The organism is Nonomuraea sp. NPDC049725 (genome assembly GCF_040674795.1).
Lineage (GTDB): Bacteria > Actinomycetota > Actinomycetes > Streptosporangiales > Streptosporangiaceae > Nonomuraea > Nonomuraea ceibae.
On record NZ_JBFANJ010000024.1, the window covers coordinates 101,599 to 122,076 of the forward strand.

General features: G+C 73.7%; 21 protein-coding genes. 7 read left to right on the forward strand and 14 right to left on the reverse strand.

Annotated elements, in window-relative coordinates; translation table 11 throughout:
• The first annotated feature begins 177 nt into the window (after nucleotides 1-177).
• Complete coding sequence (locus AB0J53_RS40845) at nucleotides 178-789, forward strand: DUF6230 family protein (RefSeq protein ID WP_219510117.1); 612 nt, start codon at nucleotides 178-180, stop codon at nucleotides 787-789.
• 2 nt (nucleotides 790-791) lie between these two features.
• Entirely contained in the window at nucleotides 792-1,652 is an 861-nt protein-coding gene (locus tag AB0J53_RS40850) for a DUF6114 domain-containing protein (RefSeq protein WP_364182650.1), read from the forward strand.
• Here AB0J53_RS40850 and AB0J53_RS40855 read toward each other — a convergent pair.
• From AB0J53_RS40855 to AB0J53_RS40865, 3 genes are all read right to left on the reverse strand, one after another.
• Nucleotides 1,639-2,664, reverse strand: a complete 1,026-nt coding sequence (locus AB0J53_RS40855) for an alcohol dehydrogenase catalytic domain-containing protein (RefSeq protein ID WP_364182653.1) — start codon at nucleotides 2,662-2,664, stop codon at nucleotides 1,639-1,641. The genes AB0J53_RS40850 and AB0J53_RS40855 overlap by 14 nt on opposite strands.
• Nucleotides 2,664-3,512 (reverse strand): fumarylacetoacetate hydrolase family protein, encoded by an 849-nt coding sequence (locus AB0J53_RS40860; protein ID WP_364182656.1) that lies wholly within the window; start codon nucleotides 3,510-3,512, stop codon nucleotides 2,664-2,666. The genes AB0J53_RS40855 and AB0J53_RS40860 overlap by 1 nt, the downstream gene beginning before the upstream one ends.
• 95 nt (nucleotides 3,513-3,607) lie before the next feature.
• On the reverse strand, nucleotides 3,608-4,474 hold the full coding sequence (locus AB0J53_RS40865; RefSeq protein WP_219510121.1) for a tryptophan 2,3-dioxygenase family protein: 867 nt from the start codon (nucleotides 4,472-4,474) through the stop codon (nucleotides 3,608-3,610).
• 147 nt (nucleotides 4,475-4,621) lie between these two features.
• Here AB0J53_RS40865 and AB0J53_RS40870 point away from each other — a divergent pair, with 147 nt between their 5' ends.
• Entirely contained in the window at nucleotides 4,622-5,068 is a 447-nt protein-coding gene (locus AB0J53_RS40870; protein WP_357591083.1) for an Lrp/AsnC family transcriptional regulator, read from the forward strand.
• 22 nt (nucleotides 5,069-5,090) lie between these two features.
• On the opposite strand, the gene AB0J53_RS40875 is transcribed toward AB0J53_RS40870, so the two are convergent.
• From AB0J53_RS40875 to AB0J53_RS40885, 3 genes are all read right to left on the reverse strand, one after another.
• Nucleotides 5,091-5,489: a hypothetical protein gene (locus AB0J53_RS40875; protein WP_364182666.1), complete on the reverse strand. Its 399-nt coding sequence runs from the start codon at nucleotides 5,487-5,489 to the stop codon at nucleotides 5,091-5,093.
• The gene (locus tag AB0J53_RS40880; RefSeq protein ID WP_364182669.1) at nucleotides 5,486-5,863 is read right to left on the reverse strand and encodes an SgcJ/EcaC family oxidoreductase; all 378 of its coding nucleotides are present in this window, start codon (nucleotides 5,861-5,863) and stop codon (nucleotides 5,486-5,488) included. The genes AB0J53_RS40875 and AB0J53_RS40880 overlap by 4 nt, the downstream gene beginning before the upstream one ends.
• Nucleotides 5,864-5,977: 114 nt before the next feature.
• On the reverse strand, nucleotides 5,978-6,607 hold the full coding sequence (locus AB0J53_RS40885) for a PadR family transcriptional regulator (protein ID WP_364182672.1): 630 nt from the start codon (nucleotides 6,605-6,607) through the stop codon (nucleotides 5,978-5,980).
• An 84-nt stretch (nucleotides 6,608-6,691) separates the two neighbouring features.
• Between AB0J53_RS40885 and AB0J53_RS40890 the strand changes: the two genes are divergently transcribed.
• Complete coding sequence (locus AB0J53_RS40890; protein ID WP_364182675.1) at nucleotides 6,692-7,303, forward strand: NAD(P)H-binding protein; 612 nt, start codon at nucleotides 6,692-6,694, stop codon at nucleotides 7,301-7,303.
• On the opposite strand, the gene ilvA is transcribed toward AB0J53_RS40890, so the two are convergent.
• Complete coding sequence (gene ilvA, locus AB0J53_RS40895; RefSeq protein WP_364182678.1) at nucleotides 7,287-8,537, reverse strand: threonine ammonia-lyase IlvA; 1,251 nt, start codon at nucleotides 8,535-8,537, stop codon at nucleotides 7,287-7,289. The two genes, AB0J53_RS40890 and ilvA, sit on opposite strands and share 17 nt — an antisense overlap.
• Before the next feature lie 91 nt (nucleotides 8,538-8,628).
• On the reverse strand, nucleotides 8,629-9,651 hold the full coding sequence (locus AB0J53_RS40900; RefSeq protein ID WP_364182681.1) for a hypothetical protein: 1,023 nt from the start codon (nucleotides 9,649-9,651) through the stop codon (nucleotides 8,629-8,631).
• Nucleotides 9,652-9,785: 134 nt separating this feature from the next.
• On the opposite strand from AB0J53_RS40900, the gene AB0J53_RS40905 reads away from it, so the two are divergent.
• Nucleotides 9,786-11,474, forward strand: coding sequence for a DUF4328 domain-containing protein (locus AB0J53_RS40905; protein WP_364182684.1), 1,689 nt, complete (start codon nucleotides 9,786-9,788; stop codon nucleotides 11,472-11,474).
• On the opposite strand, the gene AB0J53_RS40910 is transcribed toward AB0J53_RS40905, so the two are convergent.
• Nucleotides 11,431-12,363 (reverse strand): AraC family transcriptional regulator, encoded by a 933-nt coding sequence (locus AB0J53_RS40910; protein ID WP_219510130.1) that lies wholly within the window; start codon nucleotides 12,361-12,363, stop codon nucleotides 11,431-11,433. The genes AB0J53_RS40905 and AB0J53_RS40910 overlap by 44 nt on opposite strands.
• A 74-nt stretch (nucleotides 12,364-12,437) precedes the next feature.
• Between AB0J53_RS40910 and AB0J53_RS40915 the strand changes: the two genes are divergently transcribed.
• Nucleotides 12,438-13,268 carry an NAD(P)H-binding protein gene (locus AB0J53_RS40915; protein WP_364182688.1) on the forward strand — a complete coding sequence of 277 codons (831 nt, stop codon included), beginning with the start codon at nucleotides 12,438-12,440 and terminating at the stop codon, nucleotides 13,266-13,268.
• A gap of 55 nt (nucleotides 13,269-13,323) precedes the next feature.
• Here AB0J53_RS40915 and AB0J53_RS40920 read toward each other — a convergent pair whose 3' ends face one another.
• The 3 genes from AB0J53_RS40920 to AB0J53_RS40930 form a co-directional block, all read right to left on the reverse strand.
• Complete coding sequence (locus AB0J53_RS40920) at nucleotides 13,324-15,528, reverse strand: SulP family inorganic anion transporter (RefSeq protein WP_364182691.1); 2,205 nt, start codon at nucleotides 15,526-15,528, stop codon at nucleotides 13,324-13,326.
• A gap of 56 nt (nucleotides 15,529-15,584) precedes the next feature.
• Nucleotides 15,585-15,722 (reverse strand): hypothetical protein, encoded by a 138-nt coding sequence (locus tag AB0J53_RS40925; RefSeq protein WP_219510134.1) that lies wholly within the window; start codon nucleotides 15,720-15,722, stop codon nucleotides 15,585-15,587.
• Between the two features lie 68 nt (nucleotides 15,723-15,790).
• The gene (locus AB0J53_RS40930; RefSeq protein ID WP_364182694.1) at nucleotides 15,791-16,162 is read right to left on the reverse strand and encodes a helix-turn-helix domain-containing protein; all 372 of its coding nucleotides are present in this window, start codon (nucleotides 16,160-16,162) and stop codon (nucleotides 15,791-15,793) included.
• A gap of 100 nt (nucleotides 16,163-16,262) precedes the next feature.
• On the opposite strand from AB0J53_RS40930, the gene AB0J53_RS40935 reads away from it, so the two are divergent.
• Complete coding sequence (locus AB0J53_RS40935; RefSeq protein WP_364182697.1) at nucleotides 16,263-16,889, forward strand: NAD(P)H-binding protein; 627 nt, start codon at nucleotides 16,263-16,265, stop codon at nucleotides 16,887-16,889.
• A 115-nt stretch (nucleotides 16,890-17,004) separates the two neighbouring features.
• On the opposite strand, the gene AB0J53_RS40940 is transcribed toward AB0J53_RS40935, so the two are convergent.
• Both AB0J53_RS40940 and AB0J53_RS40945 read right to left on the reverse strand, forming a co-directional pair.
• A complete protein-coding gene (locus tag AB0J53_RS40940; protein WP_364182726.1) occupies nucleotides 17,005-18,417 on the reverse strand; it encodes a non-reducing end alpha-L-arabinofuranosidase family hydrolase in 1,413 nt (470 codons plus the stop codon).
• A gap of 56 nt (nucleotides 18,418-18,473) precedes the next feature.
• Nucleotides 18,474-20,474, reverse strand: coding sequence for an RICIN domain-containing protein (locus tag AB0J53_RS40945; RefSeq protein ID WP_364182729.1), 2,001 nt, complete (start codon nucleotides 20,472-20,474; stop codon nucleotides 18,474-18,476).
• Nucleotides 20,475-20,478: the final 4 nt, after the last annotated feature.

The following is a 20,478-nucleotide window of genomic DNA, read 5'->3' on the forward strand; positions in this document are numbered from 1 at the left end:
GTTCGTGTTTCTCCCTGGTGACGGTGATGCCTCCCGTTAAGGGATGGTGTGGTGGGCTTTGGAAATCTGGCCAGTGTCGCCGAGAGTAGTCAATTGTGTGCGATGGGTCTCTATACTGTGGCGTGCCGGTTCGCCCGTTCCGGCGACCACACCGCACCTGAGCGAAGGCGGGGCGTGATGTCAGGTGAGCCGGTGCCCGGCCCGGCGGGCGGCACCCGGTGGCGCCGCTTCGCCGCCGTGCTCGTCCCCGCGCTGGCGGCGGCCGCGCTCCTCGTCGGCCTGACCGGCACGGGCGGCGTGGCGGCGTCCTTCGCGCTGTCGGGCGAGCGGTTCAAGGTGTCGGCGGACCGGCTCGTGGGGGAGGGGTTCGCCCAGTACGGCGACGTGGCCGCGACCACCGCCGGGCAGCGGCCGGTCCTCGTCTCGGTGATCGGCAGGGCGCGGATCACCGGCCTGTGCCAGTCCGCGCTCGTCCGCACCCCCGCCGGGCCCGTCACGTTCCTGGTCAGGGCGGGCGACGGCGAGCGGCCCGTGGAGGTCACGAACCTGGTCATCGACCTGCACCAGCTCTCCGGCGACGCCGAGTTCGGCGACATCGAGATCGGCGTCGACGCCGCCACCCTCGGCGCCCCCGCCGGGCGGACCGGCCGCCGGGGCGACATCGGCCAGCGGGCCGGCACCGTGCGCATCACCGGCCTGCGGCAGACCGCCTACGCCGTCAACGCGGGCACCTTCCGGCTCAACGGGCTGCGGCTGAGCTTCCTGCCCGGCGACCACGAGTGCTTCTGATCATGGCCCGATTCCGCCGGTGGCGCCGCAGCCGTCCCTTCTGGGGAGGGCTGTGGGTGATCGCCGGTGGGGCCGTCATCCTGCTCGCGCCGCTCGCCCCGCTCCCGCTCCTCGTCCGGCAGGGCGTCGCCGGGATCTCCGGCTACCTGGCCGGGCTGCTCCTCGTCGCCGCCGGGCTGCTGAGCTGGTGGCAGCTCGGGCAGCGGGTGTTCCTCGGGATCACCGCCATCGCGCTGTCGCTGGGGTCCTTCGTCACGTCCAACTTCGGCGGCTTCGGCGTCGGCATGCTCGCCGGGCTCACCGGCGGCGCCCTGCTGTGCGCCTGGACCCCCGCCGCCCGCCGGGAGCGTCCGGCGCGTGACCCGCTGCGGGCCCTCGCCGCCGTCCCCGTGGCCTTCGCCCTCGCCCTCCCGCACCCCGCCACACCCGCCACACCCGCCACACCCGCCACGCCCGCTGTGCCCGCCGGGCCCGCCGAGCCCGCTCGGTCCGGCCTCACGGCCGCGCGGCTGACCGTGCACGGCGCGCGGATCGAGGTGGTGCGCCGGCCCGCGGGCGCCCGGCTCAAGCTGTCCATGTCCGCCGTCGAGATCACCGACGGCCTGCACTGGACCGGCGGCCCCGGCAGGGCCGCCCGGCAGCGCTTCGCCCGGCTGAGCCTGTCGGGCGGCGTCGTCCTGTACGTGTCCCGGCTGCGCGCCAAGGTCGGCGGCGTCCCGCTCACGCTCACCCCGGTGCTGCCCCTGCCCGCCCTGCCGCTGCCGTCCATGACGGTCACGGACGTGGAGGCCGACCGGCCCCTCGTCCGCGCCGCCCGCGCCCGGCTCGACGGCCTGACGCAGCGGGCGCTCAGCCGCCCCTGACGCGCCGGGGATCGATGTGCACCTTCGGCCCGGGCCCGGCCCCGGCCGGACGCCGCCCCGCGAGCACCCCGGCCGTCTCGTCGAGCCCGACGGTGGCGGCCACGAGCGGGCGGGGGTCCACGGAGCCGTCGGCGTAGGCGGCGACGGCCCCCGCCAGCCCGGCGGACCCGCCGAGGACGCCGACGACGGTGACGTCCCTGAGCACCAGGTCCCGCGTGTCGAGCGTGGACGGGCTGCCGGACAGGCCGATGCAGACGACGCGCCGGCCGGGTTCGGCGAGCCGCGCCGCGAGAGCGGGCAGCCCGGCCGCGTTGGAGGCGTCGACGACGGCGTCCCAGGGCGCCGGCGGCAGTGACTCCCGGGTCCAGAGGCGGTCGAAGCCGAGCCGCCGGGCGGGCTCCAGGGAGTCCTCGTCGCGCCCCATCAGGTGGACGCCGATGCCTCTGGCCCGCGCGAACAGCGCCACGAGCAGGCCGATCGTCCCCGTGCCCAGCACCAGCAGCCGCTCGCCCGGCTCCAGCGCGGCGGCGCGGACGGCCCGCAGCGCGTTGCCGCCCGGCTCGGCCAGCGCCCCCGCCGCCGGGTCCACGGCGCCGGGCAGCGGGTGCAGCGCCGTGACGGGCACCGCGACCTGCTCGGCGAGCGCGCCGGGGCGGCCCCGGCTGATCCCGAGCTCCGCCACGTCCGCGCACACGTGGTGGCGGCCCGCCAGGCAGCGCGCGCACCGGCCGCAGCCGAGCATCGTGTCGCCGGTGACGCGCCGCCCCAGCCAGGCCGGGTCGACGCCGTCGCCGGTCGCGCTCACCCGGCCGCACCACTCGTGGCCGGGACGCAGCGGATACCGGGACCGGCCGGTGCGCAGGTAGCTCATCCGGCCGCTGAACAGCTCGGCGTCCGTGCCGCACACGCCGGCCCGCTCGACGTCCACCACCACCTCGCCGGGCAGGGCGGCGGGCGGCTCGACCTCCTGGACCTCGGCCCGGCCCGGCCCGGTCAGGACGAGCGCCCGCACTACCGGGGTCCGACGACGCGCTGACGCTGGCGGCCCAGGCGGTCGATGCCCAGCTCGACGACGTCCCCCGGCCGCAGCCAGACCTGCGGGTCGCGGCCCATGCCGACGCCGGGCGGGGTGCCGGTGTTGATCAGGTCGCCGGGCTCCAGCACCATGAACTGGCTCAGATGGTGCACGATCACGTACGGGTCGAAGATCATCGTCTTGGTGGAGCCGGTCTGCCGCCGTACCCCGTTGACGTCCAGCCACAGGCCGAGGTCGCGCACGTCCGGGATCTCGTCCGGGGTGACCAGCCACGGCCCGGCCGGGTTGAACGTCTCGGCGGACTTGCCCTTGGACCACTGGCCGCCGCGTTCCATCTGGAAGGCGCGCTCGCTCACGTCGTTGATCACGCAGTAGCCGGCGATGGCGCCGCGTGCCTCGTCCGGCGAGTCCAGGTAGGAGGTGCGGCGGCCGATGACGACGCCCAGCTCGACCTCCCAGTCGGTCTTGGTGGACCCGCGCGGGATGCGCACGTCGTCGTGGGGTCCGACGAGGGTGTTGGGCGACTTGGTGAACAGGATCGGCTCGTCCGGCACCGGCAGCCCGGCCTCGGCGGCGTGGTCGGCGTAGTTGAGGCCGATGCACAGGATCTGGTGCGGCCGGGCGATCGGCGCGCCGATCCGCTCCCCGGCGAACGGCCGGCGCTCGCCGGTGGCGACCCGCTCGGGCAGCAGGGCGATGCGGCCGGAGCCGAAGAACCGCTCGTCGAAGTCGGGCGTGACATCGGAGACGTCGACGTAGTGGGCGTCGTCCACGCGGACGACGGGCTTCTCGGCGCCGGGCGCGCCGATGCGCATGAGTTGCACGAGCGGTTCTCCTCACGGACCGGCCGGGCACGGGCGGCCCGCGGCCGTTCCGGACGTTAGACGCTCGGCCCGCCGAACGGAAGATCCCCTCCGGTCTACATGTGGGTGCGGGCCGACCAGAGCTCGGGGAAGACCACTCGGGTCATGCTGCGCTCCAGCCAGGCCAGCCCGTTGGAGCCGCCGCTGCCCGGCTTGGCGCCCATCGACCTGCGCACCGCCGCCACGTGCTGGTAGCGCCAGTCGCCGAACCGCTCGGCGACCTCGGTCAGCGCGTCGCCGAGCGACCTGAGCAGGTTGGCGGGGGACTCGTCGCGGTAGACCGCCACCCAGGCCCGCTCGACGGCCTCGTGCGGCTCGTACTCGGCGGCGTGGTCGCGGCCGAGCACGCCGGCGGGCAGGTCGTGGCCGTGCCGGGCGAGCAGCGCGACGGTGTCGTCCCACAGGCTCGGCTCGGCGAACGCCCGCCGCAGCGCCTGCCCGCCGGGGCTGCGCCTGAACGGCCGCAGCAGCGCCTCGCTCTTCAGCCCGAGCCTGAACTCCACCAGCCGGTACATGCTCGACTGCAGCCCCGACGCCTCGCCGAGCAGGTCGCGGAAGCGGTTGAAGTCCGACGGCGTCATCCAGCTCAGCCCGCGCCAGCTCCCGTTCAGCCCTTCCAGGTGCAGGCCGGTGCGGCGCAGCGCGGCGACGGCGTCCGGCACCCGGTCGGCGCGCAGCGACTCCTGGGCGCCGCGCAGCTCGTGGGCGATGAGCTTGAAGTACAGCTCCATCACCTGCGTGATCACCAGGAACGACATCTCGCCCGGCGCGTCGCTGAGCGGCCGCTGCAGGTCGAGGAGGGCGCCGGTGCCGACGTAGGAGTCGTACGGGGTCTCCTGCTCGAAGTCGAGGGTCGGCAGCCCGCCCCCGGCCCTGGCCCGCTCGGCCCGTTCACCGGCTGAGACCGGACGTACGCGTGGCATTGCGGCACTCCTCTCGCTTTGTCGGTCCTCTCATGATGCCGAGGCGGCACCGGGTGACGGAATGCCGATGAAATGGCCGTTCCCGGCTCCGGCCTTATATTCGGTACGGATATCCGCCAGGTCACCTTGTGAACGAAAGAGCGTGTGATGGACGCCATGGATTGGGAGCTGCTGCGCGAGCTCCAGGAGAACGCGAGGCTCTCCTTCAACGAGCTGTCGCGCCGCGTCCACCTGTCGCCGCCGGCCGTGGCCGAGCGGATCCGGCGGCTGGAGGAGACCGGGGTGATCACCGGCTACCACGCGGCGGTGGACCCGGGCCGGGTCGGCTGGGAGGTGGCCGCGTTCGTGCAGCTCACCTGCTACGGGCCGACGTGCGTGCTGCGGGACCCCGAGGTGGCCGCCTGGCCGGAGATCCGGGAGATCCACCGCGTCACCGGCGACGTGTGCAGCATCCTCAAGATCGCGGTCCCGTCGATGGCGGCGTTCGAGGCGCTGATCGACCGGCTGGCCGTCTACGGGAAGCCGTCGAGCACGATGATCTTCTCGAGCCCACTGGCGAACCGGCCGGTCGTCGCGGCGCCGCCCGCCCGCTGACCGGGGCGGGCGGCGTACCCGGTCAGGCCGGGCGGGTGGAGCAGCCCAGGCGGCGTCCCGTCCGGGCGAGCGCGTCCAGGAAGGCCGTCCGCGTCGCGGCGGCGAAGCCGACGAACATGCGGTTGGCCGGCGGCACGGCCCAGCGGGCCACCCGCGCCACGTTGAAGACGCGGTGCACGAGCAGCGCCCCCTGCGGGTGCGGCTCGACGCTCCACTCGCCCCGGTACCACCAGCCGCCCTGGAAGGCGAGGGTGCGGTCCCACACCTCCACGGTGGTGGTGTGACCGGGGGCGTCCTGGACGGTGAAGCGGCCGGTGCGCCTGCCGTCGGGCAGCAGTTCGTCGGCCACGGCGGCCCACACGGTGGCGACGGGCGCCTCGACGACCCCGGCCACCTCGGCGAGCAGCGTCTTCTTCGTCATGACGCCACCCGGGTGTTCTGGAAGGAGGCGAAGCGCCAGCCCTCGGCGGTGCGCACGGCGGTGAAGCTGACGACCGAGTCGCGCAGGTCGCCGCCGGCGCTGGTGCCGCCCCGCGCGATCACCAGCACGGCGCCGTCGGCCAGCGGCTTGACCAGGACGTCGCCCGGGGCGGGCATGGTGGAGCCCTTCAGCGGCCCCTCGAACAGCCACCGGTGCGAGGACTCGATCTCCTCCCGGCCCCTGCTGTCGGTGCCGGCGAACGTGATGTAGTCGGCGTCCTCGGTGAAGAGGGCGGCGTAGGCGGTGGCGTCGCCGGCGTTCCAGGCGCCGGCGAGACGGGTGAGCATGGTGACGATCTCCGCGTCGGCGGACATGGCGCAACTCCTCAGGGTCGCGGCGCCTATCCTGGGGATGCGACTCCAGGCAGGGCAGGCGCCTTGTCGGTGGTCCGGCTGCCGGGGTGTTGGCGCACCCTGGCAGCCGTCTGGTCATGGCTGGTCGAGCACCTTGTCGAGCTGGTCGAGCTGGTCGAGCTGGTCGAGCTGGTCGCGCCGGGAGGCGTCGGACCAGCCGAGCTCGCCCGACTCCAGGCGGCCGATGAGCTGCCTGACCCAGGCCAGCTCGGTCTCGGTCAGCGCCCGCTCGTAGTCCAGCTCCAGCGCCAGCACGTCGGGCAGGCCGCTGTCGCGCAGCGCCTTCAGGTGGCCGTTGAGCGCGGTGACGCTCCCTTCGAGCGCCGCCGCCCGGGTGCGCAGCGACTGCAGCGCCTCGGGCACCGGCAGGACGCCGATGAGCGAGACGGCCGCGGTGAAGACGCGGCGCTCGCCGCCCGGGTTCTCCAGCAGCGCCCGGAGCCGGGTCGCCAGCTCCTGGCGGCCCTCGCCGGTGATCTCGTAGATGGTGCGCTCGGGCCGGCGGCCCTCGCGGCTGGTCTCCACGGGAACGATCAGCTCCTCGCCGGCCAGCTTGTCGACCGCGTGGTAGAGGCTGCGCGGCAGCCCGGTCACGTAGTCCTTGTGCGTGTCGAGGATGAACCGGTGCAGCTCGTACGGGTGGGCGGGACGTACCGACAGCATGGCCAGCACGGTCAGGCCGACCAGGTCGGGACGTCGTGCCATGACTCTCCTTTCCTTAGTGCAGTTTGCACTATAGCTCAGGAGTATCGCTATAGTGCAAACTGCCATATAGAAGGAGGCATCACCATGAAGATCATGGTCATCGGCGCGACCGGCCGGACCGGCAAGCACGTGCTGACCCAGGGCGTCCGGCGCGGACACGAGATCACCGCCTTCGCCCGCCGCCCCGAACTCCTCACCGGCACCGCCGAACTGGCCGGCGTGCACCAGGGCGACGCGCACGACCTCGACGCCGTACGCCGGGCCGTACAGGGACAGGACGCCGTCATCGCCGCGGTCGGCGGCAGCCGGATCGCCGCCACCCTCATCACCGCCATGCGCGAGCACGGCGTCCGGCGGGTGGTGATGACGAGCAGCCGCTCCGTCCCCGCCAGCAGGCCCCGCCTCGCGGTCACGCTCGCCTGGCTGATCTTCCGCGAGGCGTACGCCGACCTCGCCCGCGCCGAGGGCATGCTGCAGGTCAGCGGCCTCGACTGGCGCATCGCCCGCGCCACCATGCTCAACGACAAGCCGCCCGCCGGGCGCGTGCACGTCGACTTCGAGGCCAACGCCACGGGCGGCTCGGCGCAGCTCTCCCGCGCCGACTACGCGATGGCGCTGCTCGACACCGCCGAGGATCCCGCCCTGATCGGCAGGGCCCTCGGCATCTGCGGCCCCCGCCTCACAGGAGGAAGGTGAACAGCGGCGAGCCCGGCGGGATGCGCTCGACCGTGAGCGGACCGGCCTTCATCCGGGCCAGCAGGCTGTCCAGGTCACCCGCCCGCTCCAGCTCGATGCCGACGAGCGCCGGACCGGTCTCGCGGTTGTTCTTCTTGACGTACTCGAAGGCGATGATGTCCTCGCCCTCGCCCAGGACCTCGTCCAGGAAGTGGCGCAGGGCCCCGGGCCGCTGCGGGAACGTCACCAGGAAGTAGTGGCGCAGCCCGATGTGGACGAGCGAGCGCTCCAGCACCTCGTTGTAGCGGCTGACGTCGTTGTTGCCGCCCGACACCACGCACACGACGGGGCCTTCGGGCGCGTACGGCAGCACCTCGCGCGCCGCCGCGCCCGCGAGCGCCCCGGCGGGCTCGGCGATGATGCCGTCGGACTGGTAGAGGTCCAGCATCTCCGTGCACACCGCGCCCTCGTCGACCGCGACGACCTCGTCCACCAGCTCTTTCACCAGCGGGAACGTGGCCTCGCCGACCCTGCCGACGGCGGCGCCGTCCACGAACGTGTCGAGCTCCGGCAGCGCGATCGGGCCGCCGTGCCGCAGCGCGGCCCGCATACTGGCCGCGCCCGCCGGCTCGGCGCCGACGATGCGGGTGGCGGGCGCGTGCTCGCGCAGCCAGACGGCGATGCCGCTGATCAGGCCGCCGCCGCCGACCGGGACCACCACGGTGCCCGGCGGCTCGCCGCACTGCTCCAGGATCTCCAGGCCGACCGTGCCCTGCCCCGCCATCGTCCGCACGTCGTCGAACGGGTGCACGTAGACGGCCCCGCCACGGCCGCTGTCGGCGTGCGCGGCGTCGCTCGCCTCGTCGTACGTGCCGCCGCCCACCACGACCTCCACCCGGTCGCCGCCGAGCGCCGCGATGCGCTCGCGCTTCTGCCTCGGCGTGGTCGACGGGACGTACACGCGGCCGTGGATGCCCAGCCGCGCGCAGGCGAACGCGACGCCCTGCCCGTGGTTGCCCGCGCTCGCGCAGACGACGCCACGCCGCCGCTCCTCCTCCGTGAGCGAGGCGATCAGGTTGAACGCGCCGCGCACCTTGTAGGAGCGGCAGACCTGCGCGTCCTCGCGCTTGAGCAGCACCCGGCCGCCCACCAGGCCGGACAGCCGCTCGTTGGGCTCCAGTGCCGTGCGGCTGGTCACGGGGCGCAACCGCTCGGCCGCCCGGCTGATCATCGAGGCGGTGAGACGGTCGCTCATGCACACTCCAGGGACGACGGCGGACCCAGGTACGTTAGCACCCGCCACGGCCACGACCAGCACGTTCCGGCGCGACGGCAGCGCCCGCAGGCTACCCGAACGGGGGCTCGAAGGGGACGTCCCTCACCCGGTCGTGGATCCGGCGCAGCCACGGCTCCCGGGTCGCCCCCAGCCGCTCCAGCGTCCCGGCGAACACCCTCCCGTCCGGCCGGAAGGGCAGGCGCGGGAGCGGCGGGGGCGGGTCGTCACGCCGGACGCCGTCGGGCAGCCGGGACGAGGCGAGCAGGAGCCGCCGGTCGTCGGCGAACGCCAGGCGCGCCCACACCCCGGCCGCCAGCGGCACCGCCGCCGCCGTCGCGCCCGGCCACACCGCGCCGGTCTGCGGATGCCGGGGCACCAGGGCCAGGTCCGCGACCGGGTCGGGCACGCCGGGCCCGGCCAGGGCGAGACGCCGCTCCGGCAGGCCCCGGGGGAGCAGGCCGTCGATCGCCGGCCGGAACGCCCGGGCGACCGGCCCGTCGGGCACGGTCACCCGCCGCCCTTCCGAGGCCACCATGAGGTGGGCCAGCGCCGCCGCGATCCCCGCCTCCCACACCGGGCTCCAGCACCCGGCCGGCTCGACGGGCGGCGTGCCCGGCAGCTCCGTCCAGTCCATCACCCGCTGGACGGGCCCCTCGACGGCGACCGGACGCACGGCGCCCGGCTCCAGCCACACCACCTGCCAGCAGCCGCAGTCGTCGACCCGGGTCGCCACCGCGCCGCCGCAGCCCGCGCACGCCAGGTTCGGGCCGTACCGGCCGTCCCAGCCGCAGCAGCAGCCGCCCAGCCGGTCGGTCAGCACGACCGTGCCGCGGACGTCGCCCGGCGCGAGCCCGATCCTGCCCGGCGGGCCGTCGAGGTGGATGGTCTGCAGCCGGACGCCGCCTTCCTCCGGCTCGGGCGTCTCCGGCCGCCACGGCCGCCCGTTCCCGGGGTCGACCGTGTACGTGCCCGGCTCCAGGAGGGCGGGCACCAGGTCGTGGCCGTACTTCTGCCCGGCGTGGTCGGGAAGCTCCACCCGCGACACCTTCGCGGTCAGCACGGCCCCGCACCCGGCGCAGGCGAAAGCGAGCAAGCGGCCTCCTTCACGGCGACGTGATCATCTTGCCGCACATCCTTCTTGCGCCGATCCGGTTTCGCCTGCCCGGAGTCCGGCGTTTTGGCATCATGACACCGACCCGGCGACGATCTCTACGCGGAAGCGGTGTCATGCCTCATCCCCTGCGCGACGGCGACCCGATCCAGATCGGCCCCTACCGGCTGCGCGCGCGGCTCGGCGGGGGCGGGATGGGCCAGGTGTTCCTGGGCCGCTCTCCCGGCGGGCGGCTGGTGGCGGTCAAGGCGGTGCGCCCGGAGCTGGCCGACAACGCGCACTTCCGGCGCCGTTTCGCCGCCGAGGTGGAGGCCGCCCGCAAGGTCGGCGGCTTCTACACCGCCCAGGTCGTCGACGCCGGCGCCGACGCCGACCCGCCGTGGCTGGCCACCGCCTACATCCCCGGTCCCTCCCTGCACCAGGCGGTCGACGAGCACGGGCCGCTCCCGCTGGAGTCGGTCGCGGTGCTGGGAGCCGGGCTGGCCGAAGGGCTCGCCGCGGTGCACGCCAGCGAGGTCGTGCACCGCGACCTCAAACCGGCCAACGTCATCCTCGCCGAGGACGGGCCCCGCCTGATCGACTTCGGGATCGCCCGCGCGCTGGACGCCACCAGCCAGACCCAGACGGCCGCCGTGCTGGGCACCGCCGCGTTCATGTCGCCCGAGCAGGCCACGGCCCAGCCGGTCGGGCCGGCCTCGGACGTGTTCTCGCTCGGCTGCGTGCTGGCCTACGCCGCCACCGGCCGGGGCCCGTTCGGCGACGGCCCCGTCCACGCGATCGTCTACCGGGTGGTGCACGGCGACCCCGACCTGACCGGGGTGCCCGCCCCGCTGGCCGGGCTGGTCGCGGCCTGCCTGGCCAAGGACCCCGCCGCCCGGCCGGGCCTGGAGCAGGTGCTGGACCGGCTGTCCGGCCTCGCCTCCGCCGGTGACGGCCCCGGCCCGGTGCGCTGGCTGCCCGAGACGCTCACCCAGGTCATCGCCGATCGCCGGACCCTGGCGCTGACCGCGCTCGAACAGCCGGCGCCCCCGCCGCCGCCCGGCCCGGTGACCGGGCCGCCGTTGCTCGTCAACGAGCGGCGGCACCTGCGCGGCGGCCGCCCGCTGTATCCGGCCACCGGGTACGAGATCGCGGTGTACGTCCTGCTGGCCCTGTTCGCGCTGGTCTCGGGGGTCGCGGCGATCCACCAGCTCACGGTCGGCGAGCACGCCGAGCAGATCGGCCTGCTGGAGGCGTACGAGGAGATCCGCGACCCCGTCGAGGAGGTCGCCATCCCGCTGATGGTCGTCCAGGCCGTCCTCGGCGCGCTGCTCGTGGTGTGCTGGCTGCTCTGGTTCGCGCGGGTGCGGGCGGTCGCCGAACGGCTCGCGCCCGGCAGGCTGCGCTACCGCCCGGCCATGGCCGTGTACGGCTGGTTCGTCCCGCTGGCCGGCCTGGTGCTGCCCAAGCAGATCGCCGACGACGTCTGGCACGCCTCCAGCCCGCCCCGGCACGACCGGGCGATGGCCCCCGCCGGGCTCCTGCACGCCTGGTGGGCCGTGTGGCTGGCCACCTTCCTGACCTGGCCCGTCTTCTGGCTGCCGTGGACGGAGTTCTTCCGCCCGGGGGATGTGGAGTACGAGGTGGACGACGAGTCGTACCACCTGTACGACCTGGAGCCGATCGGCTGGGTCATCCTCGTCACGCACCTGCTGGCGGTGCCGGCGGCGGTCGTCACCGCGCTGTACGTGCGGCGGCTGAGCGCCATGCAGGCGGCCAGGCTCAGCGGGTCAGCGCACTCGGGGGCACGCCGCGTACCCGCTTGAAAGCGGTGCTGAACGCGAACCCGTCGGCGTAGCCGACCCGCCTGGCCACGGCGGTCACGGTGGCGCCGGGCACGCGCAGCAGGTCGGCGGCGGCCGTCATGCGCCACTCCCGCAGGTAGACCAGCGGCGGCTGCCCGACCAGCTCGGCGAAGCGCCGGGCGAACACCGCCCGCGACATCCCCACCTCCGCGCCCAGGGCCGCCACCGTCCACGGGCGGGCGGGCTGCTCGTGCATCAGCCGCAGCGCCCGCCCGATCCGGGGGTCGGCCAGGGCCCGGTAGCCGGGCGGGGCGTCGACGCCGGGCTGGGCGAACCACGCCCGCAGCGCCCGCACCAGCAGCAGGTCGAGCAGCCGGTCCAGGATGACCTGCTGGCCGGGCTCCTGGCCGCCGATCTCGGCGGCCAGCAGGTCGAGCAGCGGCGCGAACTGCGGCTCCGCCGGGATGACGGCCACCTCGGGCAGCGCCTTGAGCAGGCGCTCGGACACGTCGCCGCGCAGTGGGTACTCGGCGGTGACGAACAGGTCGGACCCGTCGGCGCTGAACCCGTACGTGCGCGGCCCGAGCAGCAGCTCGGCCCCGGCCGCCTGCGGGCCGCCGGCCGTGGTCCAGCACCGGTCGGCGCCGTCGATCACCACCTGGGGCTCGGTGTCCGGCCGGTCGGCCACGGTGAACGGCCGCAGGCCGCGCACCAGCACCACGCCGCGCTCGCGGACCCGGACGGGCGGCAGGCCGGCACGCACGATCCAGGACTCGCCGCGCAGCATCGCGCCCAGCGCCAGCGGCGCCGGATCGGTGAACCGCACCGCCCACGGCGGCTCGGCGACCGACTGGCAGAAGACCGCGCCCTGCGCCCGGACGCCCGCGAGATAGTCCTCCAGCAGATCCATGCTGAGACGATCTCACATATGACGGAGACAGATGGCCATGGATCGTCTCCCTGAGCCTCTGATGTGCTGGCCGCATGTCCGTTTCACCCATTCTCGTAATCGGCGCCCGGGGCAAGACCGGCCGCCGTGTCGCCGCCCGGCTCGACCGGCTCGGCCTTCCCGTCCGCGCGGCCTCCCGCTCCGGCAGTCCCGCCTTCGACCTCGCCGACCGTGACACCTGGCGGCCCGCGCTGGCCGGGGCGGGCGCGGTCTACCTCGTCCCGATGCACGAGTCCGTCCCGGTCGCCACCGTGGCGGAGTTCGCCGGCGCGGCGGCGGAGAGCGGCGTCCGCCGGGTCGTGCTGCTGTCGGCGCGCGGCCCGGCCGGCGCGGCCGAGTCGTACCAGGAGCCGGTCGAGCGCGCCGTGCGGGCGACGGGCCTGGAGTGGACGATCCTGCGCCCGGCCTGGTTCGCGCAGAACTTCAGCGAGGACCTGTTCCTGGAGCCGATCCTGGCCGGGGAGCTGGCGCTGCCGACCGGCGAGGGGCGCGAGGCGTTCGTCGACGCCGGCGACATCGCCGACGTCGCGGCCGCCGCGCTCACCGGCGACGGCCACGCGGGCGAGATCTACGAGCTGTCCGGGCCGGAGGCGCTGTCGTTCCGCACCGCCGTCGAGCTGATCGCCGAGGCCACCGGGCGGGAGATCCGCTACACGCCCCTGGAGCCGGCCGGGTTCACCGCCGCGCTGACCGGCCAGGGGCTGCCGGCCGAGGCCGCGGACCTGGTGACCGAACTCCTCGTCCGGATCCGCGACGGCGCCGGTGAGCACGTCAGCGACGGCGTACGGCGTGCGCTCGGCCGCGAACCGCGCTCCTTCGCCGCGTACGTCAAGGAGGCCGCCCAGGCGGGAGCCTGGAGCGCCTGACCCCGCCGCGACCGGAAGGTCACCGTGCCGGGCGCGGCACGGTGACCTCCTGCGGTCAGCCCTGGCTGGGCTCGGGCACCGAGGGCGTTGAGGGCGCGGGCGGCACCACGTGCACCCGCGCCGAGGCGATGTCGAAGTAGAGCCCCACCAGCTCCAGCTGCCCCGCCTCGACCCGCTCGGCGATGCCGCGGTAGGTCCGCAGGTTCTCCAGCTGCTGCTGGATGTTCAGCCGGCAGAGCCTGTCGAGCGTGTCGCCGGGCGGCGGCTCGCCGTCGCCCGGCGGGCCGAGTCTGGCCAGGCTCGGATCGCCGTGCCGCAGCCAGCGGTCCAGCTCCGGCAGATCGGGCCGGTCGCGCTGGCCGGTGAGCAGCGCCACCATCGCCGCGCAGCCGGAGTGCCCGCACACCGTGATCGTCCGCACGTCCAGGACGCGGGTGGCGTACTCGATGGCCGCCGCCACCGAGTTGTCGCCCAGGTCCGAGCCCGCCCGCGGCACCAGGTTGCCCAGGTTGCGCACCGTGAACAGGTCGCCGGGGCCGCTGGAGGTGATCAGGCTGGGCACCACCCGCGAGTCGGCGCAGGTGATGAACAGGTGCGTCGGCTGCTGGGCGCGGGCCAGCTCGGTGAAGATGGACCGCATCAGCGGCGCCCGGTGCTGGTGGAACTCGTCGGCCCCCTGCGTGAGCCGGCACTGCCCGGCCGCCGCGACGGCCGGGAGGCGGCGGTGGTGCGCCCACGGCAGCCACCAGTGGTGGGCCGCCCGGGGCGGGCTCTTGGCCGGGAACATGCGGGCCCCGCTGGCCGCCATCGTGTACCACTCGTCGTGGAGCTCGTCGATGGTGATCGTGCCGCCGAGGCGTTCGTGGTCCAGCCGCCAGGAGTGCAGCGCCTCGAAGGCGGCGTAGTCCATGAAGTCGATGTTCAGGTCCAGCTCCACGGCGGTGCCGGCCGGGATGGCGCGCAGCTCCTGCGTCAGGCGCGGCACGCCGAGGAAAGTGAGCGAGCCGGAGATCGTCGCGTGCAGGCGGCCGTCCGGCGCGGGCCGCTTGTCCACGGTCACGCGGGTGAGCCGCCGCAGCGCCAGCAGCGCCGCCAGGCCGAGCCCGGCGACGACGCCCTCGGCCAGCCCGACGCCGACCACGACGAGCATGGTCACCAGGTAGACGGGCACCTCGTTGTGGCCGTGCACCTTCCTGATGTGGCCCAGGCTGATCGTCCGGATGCCGATGAAGACGAGCAGCGCCGCCAGCGCCTCCATGGGGATGAGCTTGATGGTCCAGCCCAGGCAGAGCGCGAAGAGCAGCACCCAGACGCCGTGCAGGACGGCGGACCAGCGGCTGCGCGCGCCCGCGCGCACGTTCGTCGTGCTGCGCACGATCACCCCGGCCACCGGGAGGCCGCCGAGCAGGCCGCTGACGACGTTCGCCGCGCCCTGGCCGGACAGCTCCCTGTCGAGGTCGGCGCGGGGGCCGGTGTGCGTGGCGTCGGTGGCCACGCAGCACAGCAGCGACTCGGCCCCGGCCAGCAGGGCGACCAGGAGCACCCCGACCGCGACGAGCTGCCACTCGCCCTGCGGGATCTGCGGCGGCTGCCACGAGGTGACGGCGCCGGTGAGGTCGATGCGGGTGACGTCCCAGCCGAACGCCCACGCCGTGCCCGCGGCCACGAGCAGCGCCGCCAGCGGCGCCGGGACCGCCCGGACGTGCTTGGGCGTGCGGCCCCAGACCAGCAGCACGGTGATGGTGAGCACGCCCACCATGACCTTGTGGCCGTGCGCGTCGATGATCTGGCCGGGCAGCTCGACCAGGTTGGCCCAGGTGGAGTGCTGCGGGTCGCCGCCCAGCACGACGCGGAGCTGCGCCACGGCGATGATGATGCCGACGCCGGTCAGCATGCCGTGCACGACGGCGGGGGAGACGGCCAGCGCGGCGCGCGCCGCCTTGAACGCCCCCAGGACGAGCTGGAGGAGCCCGGCGAGGATGGTGATGAAGCAGGTGGCGCGCCAGCCGTAGGTCTGCACCAGCCCGGCGATCACCAGAGTGAGGCTCGCCGTCGGCCCGCTCACCTGGACGGCAGATCCGCCGAGCCAGCCGGCGACGATCCCGCCTGCCGCGGCGGCGATCAGGCCGGAGGCGAGCGGCGCCCCGGCCGCCATGGCGACGCCGAGCGAAAGGGGCACGGCGACGAGGAACACCACCAGTGATGCCGGAACATCATGTCTTAGAGTAGTTATCCAACTACTCAGAGTAATGGTTTTCATGCCGCAAACCTTAGGGGAGCGACACCTCCGCACGACAGGGGCGAATCCGGCGACGTTCAGTCGAGCCCGGCGGTCTGGAGCAGGATCGCGATCGCGGCGATGGACAGGACGACGGCGATCAGCAGGACGACGGCCGCGGCGGTCATCGCGCGCCGCCATCCGTCGCCGCCGGGCAAGCCCTTGAACCGAGCCACGGCAGCGACGCTACCAGCCGGTCCGGTCACGTTCGGTGATAATCACGACCGGCGAGCCGCCGGCGGGGTCACGGGGCCGGGTGCCGCTCCCGGGCGTCGAGCAGCTCGTCCCAGTGCTCGGCCGCCCACGCGCACGCGGCGTACAGCGGCTCCAGCATGCTGCGCCCCAGCGGCGTCAGCGCGTACTCCACCGCCGGCCTCGGCCCCTCGTGCACGGTGCGCGAGACGAACCCGTCCCGCTCCAGCGCGCGCAGCGACTGCGTGAGCACCTTCGGGGTGACGCGGTGCAGCGGCACGCGCAGCTCGGAGAAGCGGCGCGGGCCGTCCTCCAGGCAGCGCATGACCAGGGCCGCCCACTTGTCGCCGAACCGGAACGGCAGCAGCGAGGACGGGCACAGCTCGTCGAACAGGTCCCGGGGCAGCGGTCGGCGATGCGTCACGGTCTCTCCCGCCTGTCGGCCGGTTGCGCGGTATCCAGAAGGTAACCGCGGCTGCGGCTACCTTTCCCAGAGCATCCACGCAACGGGAGGTATTCCGGCCATGAGCAAGTATGTGATCTTCGGGGCGGGCGGCAGGGCGGGCAGGCAGGCGGTCGCCGAGGCGCGCGGGCGCGGGCACCAGGTCACCGCGGTGGTCCGCGACCCGTCCCGCTACACCGGCCCGGCGGACGACGGCGTACGCGTCGCCGCCGGGGACGTCACCGACGCGGCGGCCGTCGCCGCCCTCGCGGCCGGTCACGACCACGCGGTCAACACGACCGCGGCGCTCGGCTCCGGCACGTTCTTCACCGACGCCGCGCACGCCCTGGCCGCCGGCCTGCGCGAGGCCGGGCTGGACAGGCTCGTCACGGCCGGGCTCGCCTCGCTGCTGCACGGCGCCGACGGGGTCCGGCTGCTGGACGCGCCCGCGTTCCCGGCCGAGTTCCGGCCGTTCTGCCTGGCCCACGCCGCCGGGCTGGAGGCGCTGCGGGCCGAGGCCGGCCCGCTGGACTGGGTGTACGTCAGCCCGGCCGGCGACTTCGACCACGAGGGGCGGCGCACCGGCGGCTACGAGATCCGCGACCACGGCGACCCGGCGGCGCGCATGTCGTACGCGGACTTCGCCATCGCCCTGCTGGACGAGGCCGAGAACCCGCGCCACCACCGGATCCACCTGGCCGTGACCTGATACCCGATCACGGTCCGGGCGGTGCGCTGCTCTCACGGGCGACTCCGTGGCCACGGCGGCGGTCCAGCCAGGGGGCGAGGGCGGGCCCGGACCGTGCCGGGCCCGCCGGATCGGCTCAGCGCTGCAGGGTCAGCAGGCCGGGCCGGTAGGGCAGCAGGCCGTAGTCGCCGCCGGAGTTCGGGCTGCGCCCCTGGTAGAGGAGCTGCAGGTTGCACGGGTCGACGGTCATGGTCTGGTCGGGGCTGGTGCGGATCAGCTCGCCGTGGCTGATGTCGTTGGTCCAGGTGGCGCCGCTGTTGGCCTTGCCGGCGAACGGGTTGGCCTCGGTCGCGGCCTGCGGCGTCCACGAGCCGCCCAGGCTGGTGGCCGTGAACGAGCGGAAGTAGCGCCCCTGCGCGCCGATCGCCTCGACGATCATCAGGTAGCGGTTCTGGCCCTGGAGCTTGTACACCTGGACGGCCTCGAACAGGTTGTTCGTCGTGTCGCTCATGATCACGGTCGAGTTCGCGCCGAAGCTGCCCGGGAAGTTCCCGATGGGCATGCTGGCCCGGTAGATCTTGCCGTTGTCCCCGGCGAAGAACAGGTACATGTTCGTGCCGTCACCGATGAGCGTCTGGTCGATGGGGCCGGTCCCGGAGCCGCTGATGCTGCCGGAGAAGAGCACCTGCTGCGCCGACCAGCCGTTCGGGTTCGTCGGGTCGTTCGACGTCCGGTACGAGAACGCGGTCCCGCCCCACTGGTAGGCGAGCACCCACACGTTCTTCGGGGCGAAGTAGAAGAGGGTGGGCGCGACCGTCGAGGCGGACATCGCGTTCTGGCTGGCCGAGGCCATCTCGGACCAGTTGCCGAAGAGGCCGAAGTTCATCGAGCCCCACCGGGTGCCCGTGTCGTGCGTGGTCGCGTAGACGAGGTGCCTGCCGTTGTAGGGGGCGACGGTGAAGTCCTTGAGCGAGACCCAGCCGGCCTTCGGCGTCGCCAGCGGGCCGGTCGAGCTCCACCGGTACGTCGACGGAAGGTCGCACGGTCCCGGGTTGCCGCCGCCGTCGACGCGGACGAGCTGCCATTGCTGGTTGGCGCCGCCCCAGTCGTCGTACTGGACGATGTTGCCGCCGTCGGCGGTGGAGGCGCCTTGGACTTCGAGGGCTTTGCCGCTGTGGCGGGAGATGAGGCGGACGTGCCCGTCGGGGCTGTCGGCCAGGCGCCATTGCTGGTTGGTGCCGTTGTGGTCGGTCCACTGGACGATGGCCGCGCCGTTGGCGGTGGACCAGTTGTAGATGTCCAGGACCTTGCCGGAGTGGCGGGACTTGAGCCGGTAGTAGCCGCCGCCGGAGTCGACGAACTGCCACTGCTGCTGGTTCTGGTCGTTGCGCGCCCACTGGGTGATCCGGCCGCCGTCGGCCGTCGAGAGGTTGTAGACATCCAGCGCCTTGCCGCTGTTGCGGTTGACGAGCACGTACCAGGCGTTGGTGTCGACCGTCGCCGCGTGGGCGGCCTGGGTCTGCAGGGCGGCGAACAGGCTCGCCAGCATGACGGCGACCGTCGCCAGGACGGTCAGGGATCTGCGTTTCACGGCTGTGCCTTTCGTCAGGGGGTGGTGAGGTCGAAGCGGCGCACGGTCACGGCGCCGCCGAGGGACTGCGTGGCGTAGTTGAAGATCCCGAAGCGGTAGCCCATGAAGAACTGCCAGGCGTTGTTCAGCGTGAAGGCCGGGCCGAGGCTCGTGAACGTGCTGCCGTCGGTGCTGTAGGAGAAGCGGGCCTGCCTGCCGGAGCCCGGCCGGATGTCGGCGCTGACCCGCAGCCAGATCCGGCCGCCCGCAACGGCCGCGCTGGCCGCCTCGGCGCCCGTGCCGGTGGTCTGCCACGAGCTGTTCATGGTCAGCCCGTCGGTCATCACGACCCGGCTGACGCCGTTGTCGCGTTTGACGCCGATCCACGCCGACCGGTCGCGCAGCATGGCCAGCCCGGCGCGGTCGCCGTTCGCCATCTGCGTGTGGTCGAGCTCGATCGTCGCCGTCGACGACGGGCCCTGGATGCGGTGGGTCAGCGTGTTGCGCGCGTTGTAGAGGTCGTTCGTGACGGTCGCGGTCCGCAGCCGCAGGCCGTCACCGGTGGTGAAGCGGCTGGTGTCGGGGTTGTGGTTCCACTCCCAGCGGTGCCCGAGGGCGGGCGAGGTGAAGGCGTCCGGGCCGATCATGGGGGCCACGGTGCGGCTGGTCTGGATGTTCGGCTTCGGGTACGTGACTCCCCAGCGGCCGTCGACGGTCCGCACGGACGGCCAGTCGCCGCTCCAGGTGATCGGCGCGAGCGCGGGCATGCGCCCGCCCGGGTAGGCGTCGACGAACGCCATGTAGTACCAGTCGCCGTTCTGCGTCTGGACGAGCCCGCCCTGGTGGGGGACGCCGCCGCCGGAGATGGGGCCGGGCAGGTCGAGCAGGACCTGGCGCATCTCGTACGGGCCCCACGGCGAGGTGGAGCGGAGCACGTACTGGCCGTTGGCGGGCCGGGTCAGCCAGATGTAGTAGTAGCCGTTGCGCTTGTAGAAGCGGGCGCCCTCCAGGGTGCCGACGCTGCTCGGGGTCTGGAACACCTGCTGCGCCCGCACCTGGCCGAGCCCGTCGGGCGTGAGCTGGGCGACGCTGATGGTCCCGTTGCCGTACGCGACGTACATGGTGTCGTCGGTGTCGACCAGCAGGCCGGCGTCGTAGTAGCAGTTGTCGATCCGCGAGCGCTTGGTCCACGTGCCGTCCACGGCGGAGGCGGTGTAGACGTAGGTGCGGCCGAACTCGACGCAGCCGATCCAGTAGAAGGTGCTTGTGCTGGGCCGGTAGTTCAGGGTCGAGGCCCAGATGCCCTTCACGTACGCCCGGCCGCCGTTGAGGTCGTAGGCGCCGGAGTCGAAGTCGAGCCTCGGGACCGAGTGGCCGGCGTACTCCCAGTCGACCAGGTTGTAGGAGCGCAGGATCGGCGCGCCCGGCGAGTAGTGCATCGTCGAGGCCGAGTAGTAGTAGGCGTCGCCGACCCGGATGATGTCGCCGTCGGCGAAGTCCTGCCAGACGACCGGGTTGGTGTAGCCGCCGCCGCCGTCGACGCGGACGAGCTGCCATTGCTGGTTGGCGCCGCCCCAGTCGTCGTACTGGACGATGTTGCCGCCGTCGGCGGTGGAGGCGCCTTGGACTTCGAGGGCTTTGCCGCTGTGGCGGGAGATGAGGCGGACGTGTCCGTCGGGGCTGTCGGCCAGGCGCCATTGCTGGTTGGTGCCGTTGTGGTCGGTCCACTGGACGATGGCCGCGCCGTTGGCGGTGGACCAGTTGTAGATGTCCAGGACCTTGCCGGAGTGGCGGGACTTGAGGCGGTAGTAGCCGCCGCCGGAGTCGACGAACTGCCACTGCTGCTGGTTCTGGTCGTTGCGCGCCCATTGGGTGATGCGGCCGCCGTCGGCCGTGGAGAGGTTGTAGACGTCCAGCGCCTTGCCGCTGTTGCGGTTGACGAGCACGTACCAGGCGTTGGTGTCGACCGTGGCGGCCGACGCCTGAGGGGTCAGGAACACGCCCACGACGAGCAGGGACGACAGGATGGCGAGCATGCGC

What these genes read in the sequence shown, in the direction of transcription:
- ilvA (WP_364182678.1), bottom strand. Translation starts at nt 8,537, where the DNA reads ATGAGCGACCGTCTCACCGCCTCGATGATCAGCCGGGCGGCCGAGCGG.
- AB0J53_RS40890 (WP_364182675.1), top strand. Translation starts at nt 6,692, where the DNA reads ATGAAGATCATGGTCATCGGCGCGACCGGCCGGACCGGCAAGCACGTG.
- AB0J53_RS40940 (WP_364182726.1), bottom strand. Translation starts at nt 18,417, where the DNA reads ATGCTGGCGAGCCTGTTCGCCGCCCTGCAGACCCAGGCCGCCCACGCG.
- AB0J53_RS40920 (WP_364182691.1), bottom strand. Translation starts at nt 15,528, where the DNA reads ATGAAAACCATTACTCTGAGTAGTTGGATAACTACTCTAAGACATGAT.
- AB0J53_RS40885 (WP_364182672.1), bottom strand. Translation starts at nt 6,607, where the DNA reads ATGGCACGACGTCCCGACCTGGTCGGCCTGACCGTGCTGGCCATGCTG.
- AB0J53_RS40910 (WP_219510130.1), bottom strand. Translation starts at nt 12,363, where the DNA reads ATGGATCTGCTGGAGGACTATCTCGCGGGCGTCCGGGCGCAGGGCGCG.
- AB0J53_RS40915 (WP_364182688.1), top strand. Translation starts at nt 12,438, where the DNA reads ATGTCCGTTTCACCCATTCTCGTAATCGGCGCCCGGGGCAAGACCGGC.
- AB0J53_RS40850 (WP_364182650.1), top strand. Translation starts at nt 792, where the DNA reads ATGGCCCGATTCCGCCGGTGGCGCCGCAGCCGTCCCTTCTGGGGAGGG.
- AB0J53_RS40880 (WP_364182669.1), bottom strand. Translation starts at nt 5,863, where the DNA reads ATGTCCGCCGACGCGGAGATCGTCACCATGCTCACCCGTCTCGCCGGC.
- AB0J53_RS40905 (WP_364182684.1), top strand. Translation starts at nt 9,786, where the DNA reads ATGCCTCATCCCCTGCGCGACGGCGACCCGATCCAGATCGGCCCCTAC.
- AB0J53_RS40875 (WP_364182666.1), bottom strand. Translation starts at nt 5,489, where the DNA reads ATGACGAAGAAGACGCTGCTCGCCGAGGTGGCCGGGGTCGTCGAGGCG.
- AB0J53_RS40870 (WP_357591083.1), top strand. Translation starts at nt 4,622, where the DNA reads ATGGACGCCATGGATTGGGAGCTGCTGCGCGAGCTCCAGGAGAACGCG.
- AB0J53_RS40865 (WP_219510121.1), bottom strand. Translation starts at nt 4,474, where the DNA reads ATGCCACGCGTACGTCCGGTCTCAGCCGGTGAACGGGCCGAGCGGGCC.
- AB0J53_RS40935 (WP_364182697.1), top strand. Translation starts at nt 16,263, where the DNA reads ATGAGCAAGTATGTGATCTTCGGGGCGGGCGGCAGGGCGGGCAGGCAG.
- AB0J53_RS40845 (WP_219510117.1), top strand. Translation starts at nt 178, where the DNA reads ATGTCAGGTGAGCCGGTGCCCGGCCCGGCGGGCGGCACCCGGTGGCGC.
- AB0J53_RS40945 (WP_364182729.1), bottom strand. Translation starts at nt 20,474, where the DNA reads ATGCTCGCCATCCTGTCGTCCCTGCTCGTCGTGGGCGTGTTCCTGACC.